The 23,087-nt window shown below is 66.4% G+C and carries 23 protein-coding genes; 14 read left to right on the top strand and 9 right to left on the bottom strand.

Features of this window, described 5'->3' with window-relative positions; translation table 11 throughout:
- Window positions 1–5 precede the first annotated feature (5 nt).
- Complete coding sequence (locus N0D28_RS02885) at window positions 6–185, bottom strand: hypothetical protein (protein WP_260560895.1); 180 nt, start codon at window positions 183–185, stop codon at window positions 6–8.
- A 334-nt stretch (window positions 186–519) separates the two neighbouring features.
- On the opposite strand from N0D28_RS02885, the gene N0D28_RS02880 reads away from it, so the two are divergent.
- Both N0D28_RS02880 and N0D28_RS02875 read left to right on the top strand, forming a co-directional pair.
- A complete protein-coding gene (locus tag N0D28_RS02880; protein WP_260560894.1) occupies window positions 520–1,848 on the top strand; it encodes a hemolysin family protein in 1,329 nt (442 codons plus the stop codon).
- A complete protein-coding gene (locus N0D28_RS02875) occupies window positions 1,845–3,170 on the top strand; it encodes a hemolysin family protein (protein ID WP_260560893.1) in 1,326 nt (441 codons plus the stop codon). Before N0D28_RS02880 ends, N0D28_RS02875 begins: the two co-directional genes overlap by 4 nt.
- On the opposite strand, the gene N0D28_RS02870 is transcribed toward N0D28_RS02875, so the two are convergent.
- Both N0D28_RS02870 and N0D28_RS02865 read right to left on the bottom strand, forming a co-directional pair.
- Window positions 3,167–4,408: an MFS transporter gene (locus tag N0D28_RS02870; protein WP_260560892.1), complete on the bottom strand. Its 1,242-nt coding sequence runs from the start codon at window positions 4,406–4,408 to the stop codon at window positions 3,167–3,169. The two genes, N0D28_RS02875 and N0D28_RS02870, sit on opposite strands and share 4 nt — an antisense overlap.
- A gap of 91 nt (window positions 4,409–4,499) precedes the next feature.
- The gene (locus tag N0D28_RS02865; protein ID WP_260560891.1) at window positions 4,500–5,606 is read right to left on the bottom strand and encodes a hypothetical protein; all 1,107 of its coding nucleotides are present in this window, start codon (window positions 5,604–5,606) and stop codon (window positions 4,500–4,502) included.
- Window positions 5,607–5,764: 158 nt separating this feature from the next.
- Between N0D28_RS02865 and N0D28_RS02860 the strand changes: the two genes are divergently transcribed.
- Complete coding sequence (locus tag N0D28_RS02860) at window positions 5,765–6,505, top strand: metallophosphoesterase family protein (protein ID WP_260560890.1); 741 nt, start codon at window positions 5,765–5,767, stop codon at window positions 6,503–6,505.
- On the opposite strand, the gene N0D28_RS15735 is transcribed toward N0D28_RS02860, so the two are convergent.
- The 5 genes from N0D28_RS15735 to pgeF all read right to left on the bottom strand — a co-directional run bounded on the left by N0D28_RS15735 (window position 6,502) and on the right by pgeF (window position 12,130).
- Complete coding sequence (locus N0D28_RS15735) at window positions 6,502–6,663, bottom strand: four-helix bundle copper-binding protein (RefSeq protein WP_512699006.1); 162 nt, start codon at window positions 6,661–6,663, stop codon at window positions 6,502–6,504. The two genes, N0D28_RS02860 and N0D28_RS15735, sit on opposite strands and share 4 nt — an antisense overlap.
- A 180-nt stretch (window positions 6,664–6,843) precedes the next feature.
- Window positions 6,844–8,076 (bottom strand): type IV pilus twitching motility protein PilT, encoded by a 1,233-nt coding sequence (locus N0D28_RS02855; protein ID WP_260560889.1) that lies wholly within the window; start codon window positions 8,074–8,076, stop codon window positions 6,844–6,846.
- Window positions 8,077–8,134: 58 nt separating this feature from the next.
- Complete coding sequence (locus N0D28_RS02850; RefSeq protein WP_260560888.1) at window positions 8,135–10,798, bottom strand: ATPase, T2SS/T4P/T4SS family; 2,664 nt, start codon at window positions 10,796–10,798, stop codon at window positions 8,135–8,137.
- Window positions 10,795–11,388, bottom strand: a complete 594-nt coding sequence (locus tag N0D28_RS02845) for a YqeG family HAD IIIA-type phosphatase (protein ID WP_260560887.1) — start codon at window positions 11,386–11,388, stop codon at window positions 10,795–10,797. The genes N0D28_RS02850 and N0D28_RS02845 overlap by 4 nt, the downstream gene beginning before the upstream one ends.
- A 1-nt stretch (window position 11,389) precedes the next feature.
- Complete coding sequence (pgeF, locus tag N0D28_RS02840; RefSeq protein WP_260560886.1) at window positions 11,390–12,130, bottom strand: peptidoglycan editing factor PgeF; 741 nt, start codon at window positions 12,128–12,130, stop codon at window positions 11,390–11,392.
- 120 nt (window positions 12,131–12,250) lie between these two features.
- Here pgeF and trmH point away from each other — a divergent pair, with 120 nt between their 5' ends.
- From trmH to N0D28_RS02805, 7 genes are all read left to right on the top strand, one after another.
- Window positions 12,251–12,934: a tRNA (guanosine(18)-2'-O)-methyltransferase TrmH gene (gene trmH, locus N0D28_RS02835; protein ID WP_260560885.1), complete on the top strand. Its 684-nt coding sequence runs from the start codon at window positions 12,251–12,253 to the stop codon at window positions 12,932–12,934.
- Window positions 12,935–13,124: 190 nt separating this feature from the next.
- Window positions 13,125–13,700, top strand: a complete 576-nt coding sequence (locus N0D28_RS02830; RefSeq protein ID WP_260560884.1) for a TerD family protein — start codon at window positions 13,125–13,127, stop codon at window positions 13,698–13,700.
- A gap of 108 nt (window positions 13,701–13,808) precedes the next feature.
- Window positions 13,809–15,167, top strand: coding sequence for a TerD family protein (locus N0D28_RS02825; protein ID WP_260560883.1), 1,359 nt, complete (start codon window positions 13,809–13,811; stop codon window positions 15,165–15,167).
- A gap of 1 nt (window position 15,168) precedes the next feature.
- Complete coding sequence (locus N0D28_RS02820) at window positions 15,169–16,458, top strand: VWA domain-containing protein (protein ID WP_260560882.1); 1,290 nt, start codon at window positions 15,169–15,171, stop codon at window positions 16,456–16,458.
- Between the two features lie 123 nt (window positions 16,459–16,581).
- Window positions 16,582–17,157: a TerD family protein gene (locus tag N0D28_RS02815; protein ID WP_260560881.1), complete on the top strand. Its 576-nt coding sequence runs from the start codon at window positions 16,582–16,584 to the stop codon at window positions 17,155–17,157.
- 203 nt (window positions 17,158–17,360) lie between these two features.
- Window positions 17,361–18,404: a DUF475 domain-containing protein gene (locus N0D28_RS02810; RefSeq protein WP_260560880.1), complete on the top strand. Its 1,044-nt coding sequence runs from the start codon at window positions 17,361–17,363 to the stop codon at window positions 18,402–18,404.
- 88 nt (window positions 18,405–18,492) lie between these two features.
- Window positions 18,493–19,056 (top strand): RBBP9/YdeN family alpha/beta hydrolase, encoded by a 564-nt coding sequence (locus N0D28_RS02805; protein ID WP_260560879.1) that lies wholly within the window; start codon window positions 18,493–18,495, stop codon window positions 19,054–19,056.
- Between the two features lie 73 nt (window positions 19,057–19,129).
- Here the strand turns inward: N0D28_RS02805 and trxA are convergent, their stop codons facing one another.
- On the bottom strand, window positions 19,130–19,465 hold the full coding sequence (trxA, locus tag N0D28_RS02800) for a thioredoxin (RefSeq protein ID WP_260560878.1): 336 nt from the start codon (window positions 19,463–19,465) through the stop codon (window positions 19,130–19,132).
- Between the two features lie 123 nt (window positions 19,466–19,588).
- Here trxA and N0D28_RS02795 point away from each other — a divergent pair, with 123 nt between their 5' ends.
- The 4 genes from N0D28_RS02795 to N0D28_RS02780 all read left to right on the top strand — a co-directional run bounded on the left by N0D28_RS02795 (window position 19,589) and on the right by N0D28_RS02780 (window position 23,063).
- Window positions 19,589–19,912 carry a DUF309 domain-containing protein gene (locus N0D28_RS02795; RefSeq protein WP_260560877.1) on the top strand — a complete coding sequence of 108 codons (324 nt, stop codon included), beginning with the start codon at window positions 19,589–19,591 and terminating at the stop codon, window positions 19,910–19,912.
- A 223-nt stretch (window positions 19,913–20,135) separates the two neighbouring features.
- The gene (locus N0D28_RS02790) at window positions 20,136–20,759 is read left to right on the top strand and encodes a LabA-like NYN domain-containing protein (RefSeq protein WP_260560876.1); all 624 of its coding nucleotides are present in this window, start codon (window positions 20,136–20,138) and stop codon (window positions 20,757–20,759) included.
- Window positions 20,749–21,792: a phosphate acyltransferase PlsX gene (gene plsX / locus N0D28_RS02785; RefSeq protein ID WP_260560875.1), complete on the top strand. Its 1,044-nt coding sequence runs from the start codon at window positions 20,749–20,751 to the stop codon at window positions 21,790–21,792. Before N0D28_RS02790 ends, plsX begins: the two co-directional genes overlap by 11 nt.
- 89 nt (window positions 21,793–21,881) lie before the next feature.
- On the top strand, window positions 21,882–23,063 hold the full coding sequence (locus N0D28_RS02780; protein ID WP_260560874.1) for a mechanosensitive ion channel family protein: 1,182 nt from the start codon (window positions 21,882–21,884) through the stop codon (window positions 23,061–23,063).
- Window positions 23,064–23,087 lie beyond the last annotated feature (24 nt).

Genomic DNA, 23,087 nt, shown 5'->3' with positions numbered 1-23,087 from the left:
GCGGCTTATTTTTTGGTCGTGTTGGTGGTGGTCGTCGAGGTGGTGCCCTGCGGCTGTCCGCTGGAGTCGAAGCTCTTGGTGGTCGTCGTCGAGGAGTCGGTGGTGGCCTTGTCGCCACTCTTGGGCGCGCACCCGGCCAACGTCAGGGCCAGGATCAGCAGGGCCACAGATCTGAGCTTGTTCATGGTTTTATTGTCTACGCCCGGCGGCAGCACGGATGAAGAGGTTCAAAAGAAGTCTTATAGTTACGGATTCCGGTGAGACCAGCAGGCAGCCCCAAGAAGTGCCGTTCTGCCCACGGCGACGCGCGCATGGGCACGCCTGGCCGCTTCTTGTGGGGTGTCCTGGAAGAAAGTGGAATCCGTAGAAGAGGCCGTGCGCCGTGCCCAACTGAAATGCCGCGCCCTGCGGCAGCGCCACAAACCCGCTAAACTGTTCGGATATGCTTTTGTCCCAGATGGCCCGGAGCACCCCCGAAGCTGAGGAGCCGCCGAGTTCACGGCAGGCCCCGGCGTTCGTGTGAGCGCGCCGCTCAATTTCTTTGTACCAGTGGTGATCGTGCTGGTTCTGACTGCCCTCAACGCCCTGTATGTGGCCGCCGAATTCTCGACGGTGGGCGCGCGCAAAAGCCGGGTGCAGGAGCAGGCCGACGGCGGCAATGCCAGCGCGGCGGCCCTCAGCGAGGTTTTGCGCGACTCGCGCCGCCTCGACGATTATGTGGCGGTGTCGCAGGTGGGCATCACCCTCACCAGCTTGATTCTGGGCGCATATGGACAGGCCCAGATCGCGCCGCTGCTCACCCCCGCGCTGGGGCGCTTCGGCGGCCTGGCCACCGCCACCCTGATCGTGCTCCTGATCATCACGGTGCTTCAGGTGGTGCTGGGCGAACTGCTGCCCAAGACGGTGGCGCTGCGCTACCCCGAGCGGCTGGCCCTCTCACTGCTGCACTTCATGCAGCTCAGCCTGCTGCTCTTCAAGCCGCTCATCGCGCTACTCAACGGCACGGCCTACGCAGTGCTGCGGCGCTTCGGGCTGATCAGCGGCGAGTCACACCTGCATGTGCATTCGCCGGACGAACTGCAAGACCTCTTCAGCGCCAGCGCCAGAGGCGGGCTGATCGACGCCGCTGAGCGCCAGATGCTCGCGGGCGTGCTGAATATCGAGGAACGGGTGGTGCGCGAGATCATGACGCCGCGCACCCGGTTGATCACGGTGGGCCATGCCGAGCACCTGGCCGACGCACTGGGGCGGCTCTCCAGCAGCGCCTACACCCGCTTTCCGGTCATCGGCGAGGGCGGCACCGACGACGTGCTGGGCGTGGTCAACCTGCGGACCCTGTACCTGCGTTCGCGCCTGCGCCCCGAGGCGCGGGTGGCAGATATCATGTATAAACCGCTGCTGGTGGCCGACGTGACTGCCGTGCCGCTCCTGTGGCGCAAGCTGCGCGAGGCGGGCCGCCACAGCGCCATCGTGGTGGACGAATACGGCGGGGTCGCCGGGATGGTCACGCTGGAAGACGCCATCGAGGAGATTTTCGGCGATCTGCAAGACGAGTTCGATCAGGAAGACGAGGCGTTCAGCCGGATCGGCAACCGCCTGAGCGTGCGCGGCGATTTGTTGATCGAGGACGTGAACGACGAGTTCGAGCTGGACCTCCCCACCGAGGAGGCCGACACCATCAGCGGGCTGATCTGGGCCGAGATGGGACGGCTGCCGATGGTTGGTGACGAGGTGCGGGTCGGCGAGGTGGTCTTGAAGGTGGACAGCATGGACCGCCGCGCCGTGCGCCGGATCAGCCTGGACGCGCCAGGCACAGCGGAAACCAACCCCAGAGGAGCGCAGGCATGAGCGTCCTGAGCGGGTATGTTCTGCCGCTGCTGATCGTGCTGGGGCTGGTGATCATCAACGGCGTCTTCGTCTCGGCGGAGTTCTCGCTGCTCTCGGCGCGCCCTTCAAAGCTGCAGGGGTTGGCCGAACGGGGCAGCGGCGCGGCCCGCTGGCTGCTGCGGGTGTCGAGCACGCCGCGCGGCAAGGACCGCTACCTCTCGGTGGCGCAGCTCGGTATCACGCTGGCCAGCCTGGGCCTGGGCATGTACGGCGAGCACGAGATCGCGGGCTGGCTCTACGGCCCCTTCGAGCGCCTGGGCCTGGGGGCGGTGGCAGCGCACTCGGCAGGCACACTGATCAGTCTTCTCGCCATCACGTTCATGCACATCGTCTTCGGCGAGATGATTCCCAAGGTGCTGGCCCTGCAACTCCCCGAGACCACCAGCCTCACCATCAATCCGCTGATGCGGCTGTGCGGGCTGATCTTCGCGCCGCTGGTATGGCTGCTGAGTGGCATGGCCAACGGGCTGATGCACCTCCTCGGCATCCGCGATCCGGGGGCGGCCAGCTTGCTGTACTCCAGCCGCGAACTGGCCATCGTGGCCCGCGAGAGCGCCGAGGGCGGCCAGATTGACAGGGGCCAGCAGAGCCTCATCGAGAACATCTTCGCGCTGGAAACCCACACCGCCGCCGAGCTGATGACGCCGCGCACCCGCCTCAAGGCTTTGCCGATTCAGGCCAGCGCCGAGCAGATTCACGCCCTCATCGCCGAAGCACCGCGCAGCCGCTTCCCGGTCTACGACGGCGACCTCGACACGGTGGTGGGCGTGCTGCACATCAAGGACTTCATCCGGGCGCAGAGCAGTCTGCCGAGGGCCGAGGCGGGCCGGGCCGCCTTCAACCTGCGCCGCCTGCTGCGGACCCTGCCCAGCGTGGCCGCTTCCGAGACCGCCGAGGATTTGCTGGCCCTCTTCAAGCGCGAACGGGTCCACGCCGCGCTGGTGGCCGACGAGTACGGCGGCACGCTGGGCTTTGTCACCATGGACGACCTCATCGAGGACGTGATCGAGCAGGAGGACGACAGCTGGATCATCACCAACCCCGACGGCTCCTACAGCCTGGACGGTGAGGTAACCCTGACCGAGCTGCGCGAACTGGGCCTGCCCCTGGTGTCCGACGACGCCAACACGGTGGCGGGGCTGGTGCTGGCCGCTTACGGCACCCTGCCGCCGCCGGGCATCACGGTGCATGTGCAGCACATGGACCTGACCGCCGAGGCCGTGGAGGGTCTCAGGATCACGCGGGTGCGGCTGCGTCAGGTGGAACCCGAGCTGGGCAGCTAGCGCCGGGCCAGCCGCCGGTACACCCCCGGCGTCAGCAGGCCCACCAGCAGCAGGCTCAGCGCGATGACGGCCATACCGAGGCGCAGCGACGTGAGTTGCGAGACGAAACCGATCAGCGGCGGCCCGGCCAGAAAGCCCGCGTAGCCGATGGTGGCGACCCGAGCGATGCCGCGCCCGGCCAGGGCGTGCCCCGCCGTGCCGTAGAGCACCGGCACCACGTTGGCGATGCCCAGCCCGAACACCAGGAATCCCAGCGCCGCCAGCAGAGGGTTGAGCGTCAACAGTCCCAGGCTCAGGCCCACGCCGCTGACCAGTGCGCCCACCTCGACCACCCGGCGGTCCCCGTAGCGGCTGCGCCAGCCGTCACCGAGTGACCGTCCCAGCGTCATCGCCAGCGTGAAGGCGGTGTAGGCCGCACCCAGCGCCGCGCCCGAGACGCCCAGCACGTCACGCGAGTACAGCCCGCTCCAGTCGCCCAGCGATCCCTCGCCCAGCATCCCCAGAAAGCAGAGGGTACCCAGCAGCCACACCAGACTAGTGGGGCTGGAACGGGGGCCAGGACTGATCTTGGCAGGCGCAGTCTCAAGCGTTCCGATTTCAGTTGACCCACTCCCGGCGGTGGTGGTTTCGGCAGCCAGCTCGTCGGCGCTCCTGGGCAGGAGGCGCGCTCCCGCCAGCACCACCAGCACGCCCATACCCAGGGTGATGATCAGGGCGTGCGGCCACTGGCCCAGACCCGCGCCGAGCAGCAGGCTGCCGAGGGCCGCGCCCGCCAGGTTGCCCAGACTGTAGGCCGCGTGAAAGCTCGACAGCACGGGCCGGGCCAGCGCGCGCTCGACAGCCACGCCCTGGGCGTTCATGGCCACATCCATCACGCCGTTGCTGGCCCCCAGCACCATCAGGGCGGCGAACAGCAGCCACAGGTTCGGTGCGGAAAACGGCAGCAGCAGGGCCAGCATCAGGCACAGTCCCGCCCAGACCGTCACACGGCGGGTACCGAAACGGGCTGCCAGCCGCCCGGTCTGCGGCATGGCGATGAGGCTGCCCACCGACATGCCCAGCAGCGCGACACCGACGCTGGCGGGCGAAAGGTGCAGCGCACTCTGCACGCCCGGCACCCGCACGACCCAGGTGGCGATCACCATGCCGTTGGCGAAAAAGACGGCGCTGGTGGCCCAGCGGGCGCTCAGGGCACGGGCCGGGGAGACGGCGGAAGAATGGGCAGGGAACACGCTCACCCCGGCATCCTGACACGCCGGGCCAGGGCCGGGTCAAGCGCGGTAGAGACTGGCGACAGAGGGGCTGGGGATGGGAGGCTGGTGATCTGCTCTAGCGAGCGGCGCTGCTGGCCGTCAGGGTGAATTCCAGATGGGCCTGCAACTGGGCGGGCACCCCCGGCACGTCGAGCACCAGGTCCAGGCCCGCCGACTGGGCGCTGTCACTGGTCTGCGGCAACCCGTCGGGCCGGAAACTCAGGCCGCCCTGTCCGCTCCAGTCGGTCACGGTCAGGCGCAGAGTACTGGTCTGGGAGGTGCTGGTCTGAGCGCCAGCGCCCTGGGCGCTGAGGGTCCAGGGCCGGGCGGCAAAGCGCTGCTGATAGCTCAGCACTCCGGCCTTGCTGCGGCCCAGGAAGGTGGTGCCCACGTCGAGCAGCAGTGGCTGGGCCCGAATCTGGTCGGCCACGGCCGCGCCGCCCAGCGCAGCGGCCAGATCACCCAGCAGCCCGCTCAGGTCAAGGGCCTGCACCAGATTGCCGGTCCCGCCAGAAACCAGATTGAGGCCGTAGAGACCGGCCTGAGCGTTCTGGCCGAAGCTGTTCAGGCGCTGATCGGAGGGCAGGGCGTCGTAAAAGCGCTGCGCGGCCGGGTCGTCCGCTGCGATCTGGGCGTCCAGGGTGGTGCCGTCCGGCGCGACACTCTGGGTCAGCCGGACCGTCCGGGGCGCGGGCGCAGCGCTGCCCAGACTCAGCGGCGCGGCGACCCAGGTGCTCAGCAGCACCATGTTGCCCTGGGCATCTGTCGGCTGCACTTTCAGAAATTGCTTGCCTGCCACGGCGGGCTGGGCGCGGCTGATCAGGTGCTGCAAGGCAGGCATCTGGCCGCTGAGCGCCGTATTGAGGTCAGCCACCCTGGCGCGGTCAGCGGCGCTCAGCACTGCGCCGGGCCGGGCCACCACCTTGAGGCTGAAGGCCGTCACCTGCACCTGACGGGTGGTGGCGTACTCCAGCGTCGTGCCGGGCGCGGCGTGCAGGCGCAGCGGCGCGGTATTGGTTGCCACGTCCGGCAGAGCGGGCTGGGCGGCGGGCGCGGGCGTCGCCGGAATGCTTAGCAGCTGTGCCTGGAGCTGGAGCGTCTGGGCCTGAGCCTGGGCCGTGCCGAGCAGTGCACTCAGACACAGGCTCAGGAGCGCGGCCCTCTTCCTCTGAACCGGGTTCATGGGGGTCAGCTTACCCGGACGCGCATGAGAGACCTGCACACTGACCCTGGGTCTGATCCGAAGACTGACTTCCGCAACTTTATCCGGCAGCACACCCGGCGGGGGCCATTGGGCCTGGCCGGACCATCCGCCGGAGCGCGCAGGCTAGACTGAAGGTCATGAGACTCGCCGTCATCGCAGATTTGCACGCGAATCTGGAGGCGACCCTGGCCGTTCACGAGGATTTGCGCCGCCGCCAACTGTCCGAGATCTGGGTGCTGGGCGACGTGGTAGGCAAGGGGCCGCGCCCGCGCGAGGTGCTCGAATGGGTGCGTCAGTACGCCACCCGCACCGTGCAGGGCAACTGGGACGCGCGGGTGGCGGGCGTCACCAACCGCCCGCAGGACCTGTGGCCGCGCACCCGCCTGAGCGCGGCCGAGCTGACCTACCTTGCCGAATTGCCCTTTGGCATTGAAGAACAGTTCGGCGGCGCATGGTGGCGCTTCGTCCACGCCAGTTCCAAGGGGGTCTTTCACCGCCTGTACCCGCACAGCAGCCTTCAGGAACAGCTCGAAGCCTTCGCGCCGCAGCCGCATATGGGGCTGCGCGAGTACGCCGACGCCTTGGTCTACGCCGACATCCACGAGGCGCTGATGATCGATGTGGAGGGCCGCCCGCTGATCAACTGCGGCTCGGTGGGCAATCCCCTCGACAGCACCCTGCCGAGCTACCTGATTCTGGAATTTGCCGAGAGCGGGCCAGGCTACAGCGCCCAGTTTGTGCGGCTGACCTACAACCGCGACGCCGAAATCAGGGCCGCCGAGGAGAGCGGCATGCCGTTTACCCGCGAGTACATCGCCGAGTTGCTGACCGGGGCCTACCAGAAGCGCCGGGCCAGGGGCGGCGAGGGACCGGGTTAAGCCGCCACCATCCGGCAGGCCGCCCCGCACTCAAGGCAGGCTTCGGCGCACAAGGCCGCCCCATTCAGATCGCTGCCGCACATCGTCAGCCGGGCCGTGAGCGCGCACGTATCGGCACAGTCACGGTCCCGCCGAATACACTCGGCCATCATCTTCACGTCGTTTTCGGCCAGACATGCCGAGGCGCAGTGTTCGCAGGCGCACAGGCAGACGTTAACTCTGATTCTGGGTCGTGGGCGCAGTCTAGCGGGCCACGCTACTCCAATTGCCGGGAGCTGACTCAAGGTGCAGTCGTTCCCTCTTCAGCAAATGCCAGCGGACACCAACCCAGTCCGCGCTCAGCGCCGCCCGAACGGTTTGTCGCCGCTGCGGGTCTCGGGAGCGCCGTAAGCGCTGGGCACCGCCTCACGCCCACCGTTGCTGCGGCCCGCCGCTGGGCTGGCCGGGCCATTGTAGGAGTTGCTCAGGCCCGCGCTCGGCACCGCGTTGGGGTTGCCGCCGCCGGGATCGCTGGCCAGCCGGGTGAATTCCTTGGGGTCCACGGACCGCTCCAGACCCGCGTCGTGGCTGATGATCCGGCGGCGGTACAGCCCCGCCAGGAAGGCGTCCATCGTCACCATGCCCTCGCGCGAACTGGTCTGCATCACCGAGACGATCTGGTAGGTCTTGCCCTCGCGGATCAGGGCACGCACCGCCGGGGTGGCGACCAGCAGTTCGTAGGCCAGCACCCGGCCCCCGTCGAGGCGCGGAATGAGCTGCTGGGTCATGACCGCCACCAGGTTGTTGGCGAGCTGCACCCGGATCTGGGCCTGCTGTTCTTCGGGGAACACGTCCACGATGCGGTCAATCGATTCGGGGGCCGAGTTGGTGTGCAGCGTTCCCATCACCAGGTGCCCGGTTTCAGCGGCGGTCACAGCGGCCTTGATGGTCTCGTAGTCGCGCATTTCGCCCACCAGGATCACGTCAGGGGCCTGCCGCAGCACCGCGCGCAGGGCATTGTCAAAGCCGTAGGTATCGGCCCCCACCTCGCGCTGGTTGACGATACTCTGCTTGTGCTGGTGCATGAACTCGATCGGGTCTTCGATGGTGACGATATGCAGCTTCTTGTTGACGTTGATGTAGTCGAGCATGGCCGCCAGGGTCGTGGATTTGCCCGAGCCGGTGGGGCCGGTCACCAGCACCAGGCCGCGCGGGGCGTTGGCGATCTCCACGACGCTCTGCGGCAGGCCGAGGTCCTGCACGCTCTTGATCTTGGTGGGGATCAGACGCATCACGCCGCCGACGTAGCCGCGCTGCATGAAAGCGTTGACACGGAAGCGGGCCTGCTCGCCCAGCGCAAAGGAGAAGTCGAGCTCGCGCTTGTCCTCGAACTGGCGCTGCTGCTTGTCGTTCATCATGCTGTACATCAGCTTGCGGGTGTCGGTTGCGCCCAGCACTGCCATGTCCTGGTGCCCGTAGACGCCCGAGAGCTTGAACTGAGGCGGCAGGCCGACGGTCAGGATCACGTCGGAGGCGTCTTTTTCGGCGGCGATCCGCAGAATGTCGGTGATGTCGGGGCCGAACGTTGTCATGGCGTCTCCTTGAAACGGGTCGAACGGGCAAAGCAGAAAAAACGGAGAAAACGGGCAGTCAGTTGCTGGTCACGGCCAGCACTTCTTCGAGCGTGGTCAGGCCGATCAGGGCCTTCTCGACGCCGTCCTGGCGCAAGGTCTTCATCCCGCTCTGGGTGGTGGCGACCTCACGGATCTCGGCAGCGGTCTGGTGGGTCCCGATGGCGCGGCGAATCGGGTCGTCCACCACCATCAGTTCGTGAATGCCCATGCGGCCCTTGTAGCCGGTGCCGCCGCAGCGCGGGCAGCCTGCGCCACGTTGCAGGTTCGCGCCCCGGAGTTCGCGCTCGCCGATGCCGAGCCGCCGCAGCACTTCCGGGTCGGCGTTGGTGGGGCGCTTGCACTCGGTGCAGACCTTGCGGACCAGCCGCTGCGCCAGCACCCCGATCACCGAGGCCGAGATGTTAAACGGCTCCACGCCCATCTCTTCCAGACGCGTAATCGCCCCCGGCGCGTCGTTGGTGTGAAGCGTCGCCAGCACCAGGTGGCCGGTCAGCGCCGCCTCGGTGGCGATCTTGGCCGTCTCGGTGTCGCGAACCTCACCCACGAAGATGATGTCAGGGTCCTGGCGCAAAAAAGCCCTCAGGGCGCGGGCGAAGGTAAAGCCCGCCACCGTATTGACCTGTGATTGGATGATGCCGGGAATCTCATATTCGATGGGGTCTTCGATGGTGGTGGTGTTCTTGTCGGGCCGGGCGATGCGCTTCAAAGTCGAGAAGCTGCTAAACGACTTGCCCGACCCGGTGGGGCCGGTCACCAGAAAGATGCCGTTGGGCTTTTCGATCACGTCGAGAAAGCGCTGGAAATTGTGCTCGGAAAACCCGAGCTGCTCGACTTCGGGAATGTTGCTGGCTTTTTGCAGCAGGCGCATCACGGCCTTCTCACCGTAGACGGTGGGCAGGGTCGAGAGACGCAGATCGAGGTCGATGCTGCCCTTCTTGAAGCGCACCCGGCCGTCTTGCGGCACGCGGCGCTCGGCGATGTCAAGGTTGCCCATGATCTTGATGCGGGCCAGCATGCTCTGGGCCGCGCCCCTGGGCAGCTCCATGTGTTCGCGCAGCGAGCCGTCGATGCGGTAGCGCACCCGCACGCTGTGCTCGGTGGGTTCGATGTGAATGTCCGAGGCGTCTTGCAGGGCGGCCTCACGGATCAGGCCGTCGATTACCCGCACCACCGCATTGTCGTCGAGTGACGAGAGGTCGACGCTCTCCTTTTCTTTGTCCTTCTGACGGCTGGACTTGGCCAGCTCCTCGTTGAGCTTGGCCATGTCCTTGTCGCCGAAGTACCGCTCGATCAGGCGCACGATGTCCTTCTCGGCCATCACGGCGGGCAGGATCTCGCGCCCGGTGATCAGCTTGAGGTCGTCGAGCGCGAACACGTTGCGCGGGTCTTTCATGGCAATGACCAGTGACTCGCCTTGCAGCCGCATCGGGACCACGGTGTAGCGCCGGGCGGTGGCCTCGGGAATCATCAGGGCGACCTTGGTGTCGGGCGGCGAGGTCACCGGATCGACGAACTCATACCCCAGTTGGGCGGCCAGCGAGCGCGCCAGCATCTCGGGGCTGAGCTTGCCCGACTGCACCAGGGTGTCTTCGAGTCTGCCGCCCCCAGCGTTCTGTTTGACCAGGGCCGCGTCGATCTCCTCGCTGCCCGCGAAGCCCAGGTCCATGATGACCTCGCCCAGCGGCTTGACCTTGCCCTGGCGGGCCTGCACCTGAAGCGCCTCGCGCAGTTGCGCCCGAGACAGAGTCCCCTGCTGCACCATCGCCTCGCCGAGTCTCCCCTTTTGCGGGTAGGCGCGGTCGATCAGGGTATCCACGTCGCTGGGCCGGGCCAGCATCAGCCTGACCTTGTGGCCGATCAATGCCTCGATGTCCTCACGCCGCCGCAAATCGCCGGTAATGACGCTGACGACGTTTCCATCCTGACTGACCGGCACCGAGGCCAGCCGCAGGGCATCGGCACGCAGCAGCAGCCCCAGCACCTCCTCGGTGGGCTGGTATTCACGGGTGTCGCGCACATACTGGCTGTCTTCCTGCTCAGCCAGCGTCTCGTAGAGCTGGTCTTCGGTCAGCAGCTTGGAGCCGAGCAGCACCGTACCGAGCGACACGCCGCTGCTGCGCTGCTGCTCCAGGGCCGACAGGACCTGCTCCTCACTGACGTAGCCGCGCGACACCAGGCGCTGGCCCAGCAGCGACAATCCCGACGCCCTGCTCTCGCTCAGCGCCGGAATGGGCAGGCCGAGTTCGGGGTAGAAGCTGGCAATCGCCCAGGCCACCTGCTCGCGCAGCGCCTGGTACGGCTCGATGATGTAGCCGCTCTCGTCTTCCATGGTCTCGATGGCGACGTTGTTGAGGGCGTCCACGAAGGCCACCCGCAGGGTGTCGTTTTCCAGCGCGAACGGCACCCCCTGGGCCTGCACCGCTGCCGAGGCCGGAATGCTGGCAATGGCATGCGGATCGGGCGTCAGGGCGGTGAGGTCGACCAGCGGCAGCCCGAAGGCTTCTTCCAGGGCGCGGGCGATGCGCTTCTCGCCCACGACGCCGCCGTCGATCAGGATATCGGCCAGGCGGCCTCCCACCTCGACGTGGCGGTCGAGCGCTTTTTGCAGGTCAGTGTCGTTGACGTAGCCCTGCTCCAGCAAGATGGCCCCGAGGCGGCGGTCTCCAATCGAAAGGGTCACAGTGTTTTCTCCGGTTTCATCTGGGTTCTCCTGTCTTTGCCGTACCAGTCGTGGCCGTAGCGTTTGAGGACCAGCCGCTCCAGACGGCGGGCCAGGTGGGTATGCGGCAGCGCGTTGTTGACAATCGGGTGCACCATGATGGTGTACATCCCGGCGATGTTGCCGCCCAGGATGTCGGTAAACAGCTGGTCGCCGACCATGCCGACCTGCGAGACCGGGAGCTGCATGGCGGCCAGCGCCCGGCGGTAGGAGCGTTGCAGCGGTTTGCCTGCCAGACCCACCCCCACGAAGTCGAGCTTGTCGAGCCAGAACTGCGCCCGCCTGGCGGTGGCGTTGCTGAGCAAATAGAGCTTGATCCCGGCGCGGCGCAGTTCGGCAGCCCAGGCGATGATCTCGGCGCGGTCCTCATAACTGCCGTAGGGAATCAGGGTGTTATCGAGGTCGAGCAGCAGCCCGCGCAGGCCGCGCTCCTCCAGAAAGGCCGGGGTGATCAGCTCCACGTTTTCGAGCAGTTCGCGGGGCCGCAGCAGGCCGCCGCCGGGCCGGGGCAGCGGAGACACACCGCCAATCAGATCGTTGACGCCGGGCATATCAGGCCCGCCTCAGACCGATCAGGGCCAGCATCCGCCCAGTGCGCCCGGCGTCGCGGCGGTGCGAGTAGAAGGCCGGCTCGAAGGTGCAGCGGCCAGAGAGCCAGATCTGCGGGTCCAGCAGGCCCGCCTCAAGCAGCACCTGCCGGTTGGCTCCAGCCAGGCCAAGCTGCCGCTCCTGGACGTGCGCGCCCAGACCTGCCGCCGTGAATTGCCCGGCCACGTCTGCGCCCACCTGGTAGCGCGCGGCACTGATGCCCGGTCCCACAGCGGCCCGGATGCGCTCGGGGCGTGCGCCGAGGCGCAGCATGGCCGTGACCGTCCGCGCCGCCACCCGCTCCAGCGTCCCCTTCCAGCCCGCGTGGGCCGCGCCGATCACGCCCGCCTCGGGGTCTTCGAACAAAATGGGGAAGCAGTCGGCGGTAAGAATGCCCAGCAACGTACCGGGGCGGTCACTCACCTGGGCGTCCGCCGTCTGGGTCACGTCCGGCTGGGCCTGCACCACGTCCGCGCCGTGAATTTGCCACAGTAGCGCCAGGTCCGGCGGCCCAAATCCCAGCGCGGCCAGGGCGCGGCGACGGTTCTCGGTGACGCTCTGCGGGTCGTCCTGCACGCCGCCGATGGCCCGGCCGTCCATATTCAGGCCGCCGCCGTCGTTCGGCGCAGCGTAGACGCCCTCCGAGACGCCGCCGAAACGGGTCGTGAAACTGTGAGGCGAAGTCAGGTTCGGGGCGTGAAGCATTAGAAGTTCAGTATGGCCAGGCATCTCTCACTGGATTCTGTCAAGACCGGGTAGTGGGGGGGGTGGCAGGGGTCACGGTGCCGAGAAGCCGACCCCGGACGCGCCTGCTAGCCTGCACCCATGACGCCCGAACGCTACGCCAAGATTCAGCGGGTGCTTGCCCTGCGCCAGCCCACCCTCACGGTGCTGATGGACGAGGTCAACAAGCCGCACAACTTCAGCGCCATTCTCAGAACCTGCGACGCGGTGGGCGTGCTGACGGCCCACGCCGTGCCGCCGAACAACGGCCGCGAATCCGGCCACCTGCCGACTTTCAATGCCACCTCCGGCAGCGCCGAGAAATGGGTGAACGTTCAGGCCCACCCGGACGCCGTGAGCGCCGTGCGGGCCTTGCAGGCGGGCGGGATGCAGGTGCTCGCCACCCACCTCTCGCAGCGCAGCGTGGATTACCGCGAACCGGACTACACCCGCCCGACCTGCCTGCTGCTGGGCGCGGAGAAATGGGGTGTGTCGGACGAGGCCGCCGACGCTGCCGACGCCAACATCGTCATTCCGATGTTCGGGATGGTGCAGAGCCTGAACGTCTCGGTGGCCGCCGCGACCATTCTGTTCGAGGCACAGCGCCAGCGCCTGGCCGCCGGACTGTACCAGCAGCCGCAACTGGCTGCGGCCGATCTGGCACGCCTGACGTTCGAGTGGGCCTACCCCGACCTTGCGCCGCTCTACCGTGAGCGCGGCGAAGCCTACCCAGCCCTCGGCGAGCGGGGGGAACTGCTTCCTTCCGGCGCTCCTCAGTCATGCTGAGAAGATGAGAGGGGCCTTGCTAAAACATGATGGTTTTCACAATCTGTCCAGGCAAAGTGATCTCTACACTGGAATCTGGACAGTCTGACGTTTTCAATCTCTGCCCTGGCTCCCTCTCCGGCGGTGGTGGGCATGGGCCGCACGCCCTCAGCTCTACCGTTTGGTTCTACTTGTTTCAGGAGGAATCCCTATGCCCGTATCTCTCACCAAAGGCGGCAACGTCTCGCTCAGTAAGGAAGCACCCGGCCTCAAGAAGATCAGCGTGGGTCTCGGCTGGGATACCCGCCGCACCGACGGGGCCGATTTCGACCTCGATGCGATGGTCTTCTTGGTCAATGACACGGGCAAGGTGCGCAACGACCAGGACTTCGTGTTCTTCAACAACAAGACATCGAGCGACGGCTCGGTGGTTCACCAGGGCGACAACCGCACCGGGGCCGGTGAGGGCGACGACGAGGTCATCAACGTGGACCTCGATAAGGTGCCCGCCGACGTGCAGAAGATCGTGGTCGCGGTGGTCATCTACGAGGGCCAGACCAGAGGCCAGAACTTCGGCATGGTCGAGAAGGCCTACGCCCGCGTGCTCAACGGCGACGGCGGTGCGGAGATCGCCCGCTACGACCTGACTGAAGACGGCGGCACTGTGACCGCCATGATCTTCGGCGAGGTCTACCGCAACGGCGGCGAGTGGAAGTTCAAGGCCATCGGCCAGGGCTTCAACGACGGCTTCCAGGCGCTGGTCAAGAGCTACGGCGTCAACGCCTGAGCGGAGCCCTTTACCAATCCCCACTGACGCCCCACTGCCCTCGCCTCACGGCGGCAGGTTTCGGGGCGTTCGCTTACCCCTTCTAGCCCCGGATTCAAAAGGAGCGCCATGCAACTCGCTACCGGCCAGCGCGTGCCGCTCGCCAGCCTGAACATCCAGCAGGACGTGGACCTGACCTTCAGCGTCTCCGGCTTGGCCAGCCGCTACGCCGCCGTGTGCTTTGTGCTCGGCGCGGACAGCCGACTGATCCAGCCCGACGCCACCGTGTCGCCCGCCCAGCCACGCAGTCATGACGGCGCAGTGACGTTCCAGGCGGAGCGCTTCAGGGTAGAGCTGGCCCGCCTGTCGCCCGGCGTGGAGCGGCTGGCCTTCGGCCTCGTGCCGGAGAACGGCGATCTGCGCGGAGTCGGGCGCGGCGAGGTCAGCCTCAGCGCCCCAAGTGGCCCGTCCGCCGCGAGCTGGACCTTCAGCGGCTCCGACTTCGGCAACGAGCGGGCCATCATCGCCCTCGAGCTGTACCGCCATCAGGGAGCCTGGCGACTGATGGTCAACGGACAGGGTTTCGCCGACGGCCTCGGCGGACTGATGCGGCATTTCGGCGGCAGCGGGGTGCCGGATCTGCGGCCCGCCGCGCCGCCCATCCCCACGCCTGCACCGCCGTCCCCACCCGCCCCGGTTCCCCAGCCTCCAACGGGCGGCCTCAACCTGTCGCGGCACGGACGCTCTGACGCGCCCACGCCGCTTGCGAGTCCGGCCAGCCCTCCGTCCGGCGGGGGGCCGCTGAGCCTCAACCGGAACGCGTCCGCGCCTGCCAGTTCCTCTTCAGCACGGCCCATCTCGCTCACCAAGATCACCCTCGACAAGCAGGGCCAGAGTGCGCGCATCAGCCTTCAGAAGGCCGGGACACAGCGGGTGCATGTCAACCTCAACTGGGACGCCAAGCCCACCAACGCGGCCCCCAGCGGTGGCGGCGGCTTCCTGAGCAAGCTGCTCGGCAGCGTGACCGGCACGAATGCGGCCGCCGACCTCGACCTGGGCTGCATGTATGAGCTGGCCAGCGGCGAGAAGGGGGTCATTCAGGCCCTTGGCGGCAACTTCGGCAACGCGGGCGGGCCGCCCTTCATCAAGCTCGATCAGGATGACCGCTCCGGTGCGTCGGCAGGCGGCGAGAACCTCTATATCGAGCGCCCCGACCTGATTTGCAAGGTGCTGATCTTCGCCTTCATCTACGAGGGTGCGGGCAACTTCAGCGAGGTCGGCGGACGGCTGAGCTTCAACGATCCGCAGGGCAACGAGATCAAGATGCAGCTCTCCAACCCCGCCGCCCTGCCGTTCTGCGCGGTGGCACTGGTACAGGCCCAGGGCAGCGAGCTGGTGATTACCAAGGAGGAGCGCTACTTCTCGGGCCACCGCGACTGCGACGAGGCGTTCGGCTTCGGGTTCAGCTGGAAGGCGGGGCGCAAATAATATGACCCAACTGCAAGCCGGTGAAAAACGTAAATTCTCGGACGTGGGCCTCACGAGTCCGCTGACTGTCACGGTGCGGCACGGCCTGGCGGGGCTGGACATCAGCGCCTTCGGCCTCAGTGCCGAGCGCAAGATGGCCGGGGACGACTACATCGCCTTTTACAACAACCCGCGCACGCCGCAGGGCGAGATCACGGCGCAGCTCGGCACAGATGAAGCCAACTTCAGCGTCGACCTCAGCAAGCTGCCGCCCACCATCGAGCGGGTGATGTTCACCGCGACCCACGACACTGCGCCTGTCGCCAGCGCCCCGCAGCTCCTGGTCACACTTGGCAGCGTCAGCTTCGATGCCAGGCCCGCCCTCAAGAGTGAGAAGGCGGCCATGCTGCTCGAACTCTACAAACACTCCGGCGAGTGGCGCGTCGGGGCCGTCGGGCAGGGTTTCAACGGCGGCCTGGGCGACCTGATCGTGTACTTCGGCGGCGAGGTGGAAGCGCCCGGCCAGGCCCCCGCCGTGCCAGCACCGCCCCCACAGCCCGCCGCTCCCGCCGTCAGCCTGAAAAAGCAGACCCAGGTCCGGCTCGACAAGGAAATTGCCGAAAAGGCCCCGCAGCTTCTCTCTCTGGTCAAGCAGGCCGAGGTCAGCCTCAAGAAGCGCGGGCTGGACGAACACACGGCGCGGGTGGCCCTGGTGCTCGACATCTCGGCCAGCATGAGTACCCTCTACCGTCAGGGCGTGGTGCAGCGGGTGGCCGAGAAGACCCTGGCGCTGGCCAGCCGCTTCGACGACGACGGGCGCATGGACGTCTTTCTGTTCGGCCTCCAGGCCCACGACGCGGGCGACATCGGCATCGAGGGTATCGCCGGGGCCGTCGAGCAGCTGGTGAAACGCTACCCGCTCGAGGGCGGCACCATGTACGCCCGCGCCATGCAGGAAGTCCGCAAACACTACTTCGGCGCTGCCAAACCCCGCAAGACCGCCCTGATGGAAAAGACACCCGTGTACGTCATCTTCATCACTGACGGCGAGACCTTCGACAAGAAGGAATCCGAGGCGCAGCTCAAGGAGGCCAGTCTGGAGCCGGTGTTCTGGAAGTTCGTGGGCGTGGGCCGCGAGAAGTTCGCGTTTTTGCAAAAGCTGGACGATCTCTCGGGCCGCTTCATCGACAACGCCGACTTCGTGCAGATCGAGAACATCGACACCTTGCCTGACGGCCAGCTTTACGAGATGCTGCTTCAGGAATACGACAGTTACCTGACCAATGCCAAGCGGCAAGGGCTGCTGGGCTAAAGCTGTTGAGTTAACGACACTTAAACGAGCGGCGACAACTTTTCATTCTCACACCCCGTAATGCTGTACGTTGACGGAACCGCGATTTCACCGTCTCAACCCTTTTCCCAGGAGGAAACAACCATGCCCATTACACTCGCCAAAGGCGGCAACCTCTCGCTGAGCAAAGAAGACCCCAACCTGACCCAGGCCATTCTGGGCCTCGGCTGGGACGTCAGGAGCACCGACGGCCAGGACTTCGACCTTGACGCCAGCGCCTTTTTGCTGAACGCTTCGGGCAAGGTTCGCGCCGATTCCGATTTCATCTTCTACAACCAGATGCGGAGCACCGACGGCTCGGTGCAGCATACCGGCGACAACCGCACCGGAGCCGGTGAGGGCGACGACGAGCAGATCAAGATTGACCTCTCGAAGGTGCCCGCCGACATCCAGACCGTCTCGTTCACGGTCACCATCCACGATGCTGAGGCCCGCCGCCAGAGCTTCGGGCAGGTCCGCAACGCCTTCATCCGGCTGGTCAACGAGAAGTCCAACAACGAGATCGTGCGCTTCGATCTGGGCGAGGACTTCTCCACCGAGACCGCCGTCATCTTTGCCGAGATCTACCGCAACGCGGGTGAGTGGAAATTCCGCGCCGTTGGGCAGGGCTTCGCGGGTGGTCTGGGCGCACTGGCCCGCAACTACGGCATCAACCTGTAACGCACAGAGTAACGCTTCCAGCGATTTCTGCTTCATCTGCCACTGAGTAAACTATGATTCAAGCCTTCGCCGCAACGCGGGATTAATTTCCGCCGCGCGGCGTTTGTGGTGGAAACTAGCGCCGGAACACCGCGCCGCAGCGCGTCACATTCGTCAAAGTTGGTTGGCTGCGGCGCGAGGCCCAGCAGGGAGTAATCACAGCTATGGGCAACACCATCACGAGGGAATTTAGTTTTGCAGGCATCATCACGGTCATCGCCGTGGCGCTGGCGGCCTGGTACGGCCATTACACCGGGGGCTGGGAGCGTGCCTTCAATGACATGCTGCTGGTGCTGGTGCTGGGCATCATGGAGATCTCGCTGAGTTTCGACAACGCCGTCATCAACGCCTCAGTCCTCAAGAACATGTCGGCCAAGTGGCAGCAGCGCTTTCTGGTGTGGGGCATTCTGATCGCGGTGGTGGGCATGCGCCTCATCTTCCCGATTCTGATTGTGGCGCTGAGCGCCGGGCTGGGCTTCATCGAGGTGGGCAAGCTGGCCCTCAGCAACCCCGAGCAGTACGCTCTGGAACTCGAAAAAGCTTCGGTGACCATCAGCGCGTTCGGCGGCGTGTTTCTGCTGATGGTGGCGCTCAATTACTTCATCGACACCGAGAAGGACGAGCACTGGCTGATGCCGGAAAGCCGCCTGGCCGGGCTGGCCCGCGTGGAAGCCGTGCAGATCGTCATCGCCATGCTGGCCCTGATGGGCGTCACCTTTTTTCTGGTGCCGATCGAGCAGCGCCTCACCGCGCTGGCGGCGGGCATCGTGGGCCTGCTGATCTACCTGGCGGTCAACGCGCTGGGCGGCCTCTTTGACGTGGACAACATGGCGGCCAGGGCAGGCGCGGCGGGCTTCGCCTCGTTTCTCTATCTGGAAGTGCTGGACGCCAGCTTCTCGCTCGACGGCGTGATCGGGGCATTCGCCATCACCAAGGAAATCGTGATCATCGCGGCGGGCCTGGCGATTGGCGCGGTCTTCGTGCGCTCAATCACCCTGTTTCTGGTCCATCAGGGCACGCTGTCGCAGTACCGCTTCCTGGAACACGGCGCGCACTACGGCATCTTCGCGCTGTCACTCATCATGCTCTACACCATGAGCGGCGCGCACGTTCCCGAGTTCATCACCGGCCTGATTGGCGTGGCCTTCATCGTGGCGTCCATCCTGTCCAGCCTGGCCGCCAACCGGCGCGGGGGCACGGCCAGCTAGCTTCTCTCTTGTGATTCGAGGAGCCGGAGCCAGCACGCTGCTGAGTCCGGCTCCTTTTTGCTGCACCCGCAGGCGCTAGCATTCCCACATGACTCCCCGACTGATCTTCGCGCCCGGCCTCGGCGGCGGCAGCCCGCAGCACTGGTACAGCCTCTGGCAGCAGAAGTTCGGCGGCGTGCGTGTGGAGCAGGACGACTGGAACGCGCCCACACCTGAGACCTGGGCCGCCCGCCTGAGCGACATGGTGGAGGCGACGCCCGGCGAGGTGGTGCTGGTGGGCCACTCCGCCGGGGTGCTGACCATCGTGCAGTACGCCCATCTCTACCCGGTGCCGGAGCGGGTGCGTGGGGCCATTCTGGTGGCTCCCGCCGATCCGGAACAGCCGGGCACGCTGGAGGCGCTCAGGCCGATGGCCCCGCTACCGATGCAGCCGCTGCCCTTTCCGGCGCTGGTGATCGCCAGCGAAAACGACCCCTACGTTTCATTTGAGCGCGCCGCCGCCTTTGCTGAAGCCTGGGAAGCCGAGCTGGTCACGGTGGGCGAGGCCGGGCACCTCAACGCCGAGAGCGGACACGGCGAGTGGGAAGACGGCGAGATTCTGCTGGGCGAGGCGCTCCACGCCTGGACGCCGCCGGACATCGTGCACTTTTAGGAGAAGGTTTTTCGGAGGCATCAAGCCAGCAAAAAACCGCCCCCGAAGGAGCGGCCCATTGATTTGAAATGGTTCAGTTGGTGCCGACGGCGCTCTCGACGTGCTTGTTGAGCAACTGCTCGAAGGCCCGTTTGGGCTGCGCGCCCACCACACCCTCCACCGGCTGGCCGTCCTTGAACAGAATCACGGTGGGAATGCTCATCACGCGAAACTGCATGGCCGTCTGCTGGTTGTCGTCCACGTTCAGCTTGCCGACCTTGACCTTGCCCTCATACTGCCCGGCGATTTCCTCGATGACCGGGGCCACCATCCGGCAAGGGCCGCACCAGGGGGCCCAGAAGTCCACCAGGGTCAGCCCGCTCTCGATCTCGCTCTTGAAGTTGCTGTCGCTCAGCTCTACGGGTTTCATATCAACAGTGTACGTCGCCTCACCTGTAATGACATGTGTGACAGGTTGGTTTTGGTCCCTCACGGTCTTGAGCGGTCCTTTAGTTGCTGGCGGGACGGGGGTGAAGGCAGGCAGACTGAGCAGGTGAGCGGTTCAGAATTTCGAGCGGGCGCGCGGCTCTTCAACGGGGGCCACTGGTGGGAAGCCCACGAAGCCTGGGAAGCGCGCTGGCTGCTCGCGCGCGGCGACGAGCGGGCCTTCCTCCAGGCGCTGATTCTGCTGGCCGCCGCGCTGCACAAACGCTGGGCGCACGGCAGCCTGACCCACCGCAACTTCGACAAGGCCGACAGGTACCTCCAGGCGTTGCCCCCACACTACGGCGGCGTGGACCTGGTCAGTCTGCGCGGCGAGGTGTGGACTGCACTCCAGCAGCCCGGCTTGCGGCCCCAACTGCCGCTGGACGGCTGAGGCGTTCCTGAACACCTGGCACGCCTGAACACAAACCCGCTATCCTGTGGTTTGCGCCAGCGGCCCTCCCCGGCTGCTCTGCCTGGCTGCACTTCTACCGTGCTTGCTATTCGAGACTTCTCTATTCAAGCCCTATTTCAACATCGTATTGGCCGTGCGGCTGCCCAGTGAAGCCCCCACCCGGCAGGCTAACCCCGGAGCACCGCTGCGGCCCGGAGGACGTATGGAACACCCTGAGCGGATCGGCCTGTTTATTGACGGAGCCAACGTGTACGCCGCCGCCAAGCGGCTCGGCTGGAATTTTGATCACCGCAAGATCCTGGAGCACTTCGCCGGCCTGGGACGGCTCTACAACGCCTTTTACTACACCGCCGTCCCCACTCCGGTGGACGACAAGCAAAAGCGCTTCATCGACGCCCTGACTTACATGGGCTACACCGTGCGGACCCGCACCCTGCGCGAGAACACCGACGAGCACGGCGACACCCACCGCCGCGCCAACCTCGACATCGAGATCGTGACCGATCTGCTGACCACTGCCGACCTCTACGACGTGGCCGTGCTGCTGACCGGCGACGGCGACTTCGAGCGCCCGGTGGAAGCGCTGCGGACGCGCGGCAAGCGGGTGATCGTCGCCTCGATTCCCGAGATGACCAGTTACGAGCTTCGCAACGCCGCCGACGAGTATGTGGATTTCAAGGACATCCGCGCCGCCGTGGAGCGCCCCGGGTACCGTCTGCCCAGCGAGGGCGGCAACGCCAGCCGGGACACCACCGCCCGTACCGAGCGCACCGAACCGCGTCCCTTTTATGTGAGCAGCGCCCTGGACACCGAAGATGACCGCTGAATCGGCCCTAACCCCCACCCCAGCTGCCAATGCCGCTGGCCTGCCGCTGGCCCTGGACGCGGTGGGCGGCGATCACGGAGCCGTGCCGAACGTTGACGGCGCGGTGCAGGCGGCCAGAGCCGGGGTACGGGTCATGCTGGTGGGCGACCGGGTCAAGCTGCACGCCGAACTCAGCAAGTACCCCGGCGCGGCGGGCCTGCCGCTGGAAGTCGTGGACGCGCCGGACGTGATCGGCATGGACGAGCACGCCAGCGACGTGCGCGGACGCAAGGACGCCAGCATCAACGTGGCGGCCCGGCTGGTCAAGGACGGCCAGGCGGCAGCGCTGATCAGCATGGGCCACAGCGGCGCGACGATGGCCGCCTCGCTGCTGATCCTGGGGCGGCTGCCGGGCATCGACCGCCCCGCCATCCTGACCCACATTCCGGCCAAAACCGGCACGGTGGCGCTGCTCGACGCCGGAGCCAACGCCGACGTGAAGGCCACGTATCTGGCGCAGTGGGCGCGGCTGGCCAGCACCTACCTCAAGGTGGTGGAGGCGCGCGAGAACCCGACGGTGGGCCTGCTGAGCATCGGCGAGGAAGACCACAAGGGCAACGCCGTGACGCTCGAAGCCCACGCCCTGCTGCGCCAGCAAGCAGGCATCAACTTCTACGGCAACGTGGAGGGCGGCGACCTCTTCAAGGGAACCACCGACATCGTCGTGACCGACGGCTTTACCGGCAACATCGTGCTCAAGCTGGCCGAGGGCGAGGCGCGGGTGCTGTTCGGCTGGATCAGGGAAGCCCTGGGCAGCAGCGCCCGCAGCAAGCTGGGCGGCCTGTTGGTGCGCGGCGGCCTGAGGACCGTGGCCGAGAAGATGGACCCCGGCACCTACGGCGCGAGCATCTTGCTCGGCGTGCGGGGCCTGAGCTACATCGGGCACGGCAGCGCCGACGCCAGGGCCGTCAAGAATGCCCTGCTACGGGCCGCGCGGGCACACCAGTCGCGCCTGATCGAGCGCCTGAGTACCGAGCTGAGCGGGCCGAGCTGAGTAGGGATCTGCCGGGCAGCTGACCGCCAGCCCAACTCTTGAGCGGCCCACTGTCGACCCGCTCATCAACCCATGAGAGGCTGGGCCACATGCTCGACCTTCTCATCGCTCAACTCTCCAAACCCTGGGTGTGGCTCAAGGTGGTGGCGGTGCTGCTGGCCACTTACGCCGTCTGGCGGGCCGGGCAAAGCCTGTTGCGGCTGCTCAGGCCGCACGTCGGCCGCAGCCTGTTGAGACTGATCAAATGGCTGTGGCTGGCCGTCTGCCTCTTCTCGGCACTCTCGGTATCGGTCTACGCCGTGTATGTGCCGGTACCGATTCTCTTCGACGCCGGGCAGATCATCACCTCCTGGTTCCGGGACAGCGCCGGGCAACTGGTGGTCATCGTGGCGCTGGCCCTCATCAGTTGGCGGCTCATCAGCAGCCTGTCGGCACGGATCGTGCCGGGCGACGAGTTCAACCGCCGGGCGGTGCGGCTCTCGACCCTGCGCGGCGTGGTGGAAAGCACTTTGAGGGTCATCATCGTGCTGATCGCGGCCATCAGCGTCTTGCAGGCCATCGGCATCAACGCCACCACCCTGCTGGCGGGGGTCTCGGTGTTCGGGCTGGCGGTGGGCTTCGGTGCGCAGAGCCTGATCAAGGACGTGTTCAACGGCTTTTTCATTCTGCTCGAAGACCAGTACGGAGTCGGCGACGTGATTGCCGTCAATAGCGGCTCGCTGAGCGGCAATGTCGAGAAACTCAATCTGCGGGTCACGGCGCTGCGGGCGCTCGACGGCACGGTGCATATCGTACCCAACGGCCAGATTCAGACCGTCAGTGTGAGCAGCAAGGACTGGTCGCGGGTGGTCGCCACGGTGGACGTGACCTACACGGCCAACATCAATGAGGCGCTGCGGGTACTCGAACAGGTCTCTCAGGGCCTCTACGCCGACCCCGAATGGCGCGGCAACTTTCTGGACGGGCCGGAGGTGCAGGGCGTCACCAACCTGGCCGCCGACGGCATCGAGTTGCGGGCACTCTTCAAGGTGCAGCCCAAGACCCAGTACGCCCTGCACCGCGAGTTCAACCGCCGCATCAAGATTGCCATGGATCAGGCGGGCATCGAGATTCCCTTTCCGCAGCGCACCATCAGTATGGGCGACGCGCCGATCTCGATCCGGCTGGTGCGTGACCAGCCCAAACCCGATCTGTCCAAGCAGGAGATCAGCGCCCCACACCCGCGCCCCGGCGAGAGCCGCGACCCGGAGAGCGAGGAGGCCCGGGACTAGAGCAGTGTCGGCGCGCGGTATCCG

Origin of the sequence: Deinococcus rubellus (genome assembly GCF_025244745.1) — a bacterium.
GTDB classification, from domain to species: domain Bacteria; phylum Deinococcota; class Deinococci; order Deinococcales; family Deinococcaceae; genus Deinococcus; species Deinococcus rubellus.
The sequence above is the reverse complement of the archived record's forward strand: the minus strand, read 5'-3'. Positions and strand labels throughout refer to the sequence as shown.

Excerpts from the sequence above, each read along its gene's own strand:
- N0D28_RS02885 (WP_260560895.1), bottom strand. The coding sequence starts at position 185 with ATGAACAAGCTCAGATCTGTGGCCCTGCTGATCCTGGCCCTGACGTTG.
- N0D28_RS02875 (WP_260560893.1), top strand. The coding sequence starts at position 1,845 with ATGAGCGTCCTGAGCGGGTATGTTCTGCCGCTGCTGATCGTGCTGGGG.
- N0D28_RS02865 (WP_260560891.1), bottom strand. The coding sequence starts at position 5,606 with ATGAACCCGGTTCAGAGGAAGAGGGCCGCGCTCCTGAGCCTGTGTCTG.
- N0D28_RS02860 (WP_260560890.1), top strand. The coding sequence starts at position 5,765 with ATGAGACTCGCCGTCATCGCAGATTTGCACGCGAATCTGGAGGCGACC.
- N0D28_RS02855 (WP_260560889.1), bottom strand. The coding sequence starts at position 8,076 with ATGACAACGTTCGGCCCCGACATCACCGACATTCTGCGGATCGCCGCC.
- N0D28_RS02845 (WP_260560887.1), bottom strand. The coding sequence starts at position 11,388 with ATGCCCGGCGTCAACGATCTGATTGGCGGTGTGTCTCCGCTGCCCCGG.
- pgeF (WP_260560886.1), bottom strand. The coding sequence starts at position 12,130 with ATGCTTCACGCCCCGAACCTGACTTCGCCTCACAGTTTCACGACCCGT.
- trmH (WP_260560885.1), top strand. The coding sequence starts at position 12,251 with ATGACGCCCGAACGCTACGCCAAGATTCAGCGGGTGCTTGCCCTGCGC.
- N0D28_RS02830 (WP_260560884.1), top strand. The coding sequence starts at position 13,125 with ATGCCCGTATCTCTCACCAAAGGCGGCAACGTCTCGCTCAGTAAGGAA.
- N0D28_RS02825 (WP_260560883.1), top strand. The coding sequence starts at position 13,809 with ATGCAACTCGCTACCGGCCAGCGCGTGCCGCTCGCCAGCCTGAACATC.
- N0D28_RS02820 (WP_260560882.1), top strand. The coding sequence starts at position 15,169 with ATGACCCAACTGCAAGCCGGTGAAAAACGTAAATTCTCGGACGTGGGC.
- N0D28_RS02815 (WP_260560881.1), top strand. The coding sequence starts at position 16,582 with ATGCCCATTACACTCGCCAAAGGCGGCAACCTCTCGCTGAGCAAAGAA.
- N0D28_RS02810 (WP_260560880.1), top strand. The coding sequence starts at position 17,361 with ATGGGCAACACCATCACGAGGGAATTTAGTTTTGCAGGCATCATCACG.
- N0D28_RS02805 (WP_260560879.1), top strand. The coding sequence starts at position 18,493 with ATGACTCCCCGACTGATCTTCGCGCCCGGCCTCGGCGGCGGCAGCCCG.
- trxA (WP_260560878.1), bottom strand. The coding sequence starts at position 19,465 with ATGAAACCCGTAGAGCTGAGCGACAGCAACTTCAAGAGCGAGATCGAG.
- N0D28_RS02790 (WP_260560876.1), top strand. The coding sequence starts at position 20,136 with ATGGAACACCCTGAGCGGATCGGCCTGTTTATTGACGGAGCCAACGTG.
- plsX (WP_260560875.1), top strand. The coding sequence starts at position 20,749 with ATGACCGCTGAATCGGCCCTAACCCCCACCCCAGCTGCCAATGCCGCT.
- N0D28_RS02780 (WP_260560874.1), top strand. The coding sequence starts at position 21,882 with ATGCTCGACCTTCTCATCGCTCAACTCTCCAAACCCTGGGTGTGGCTC.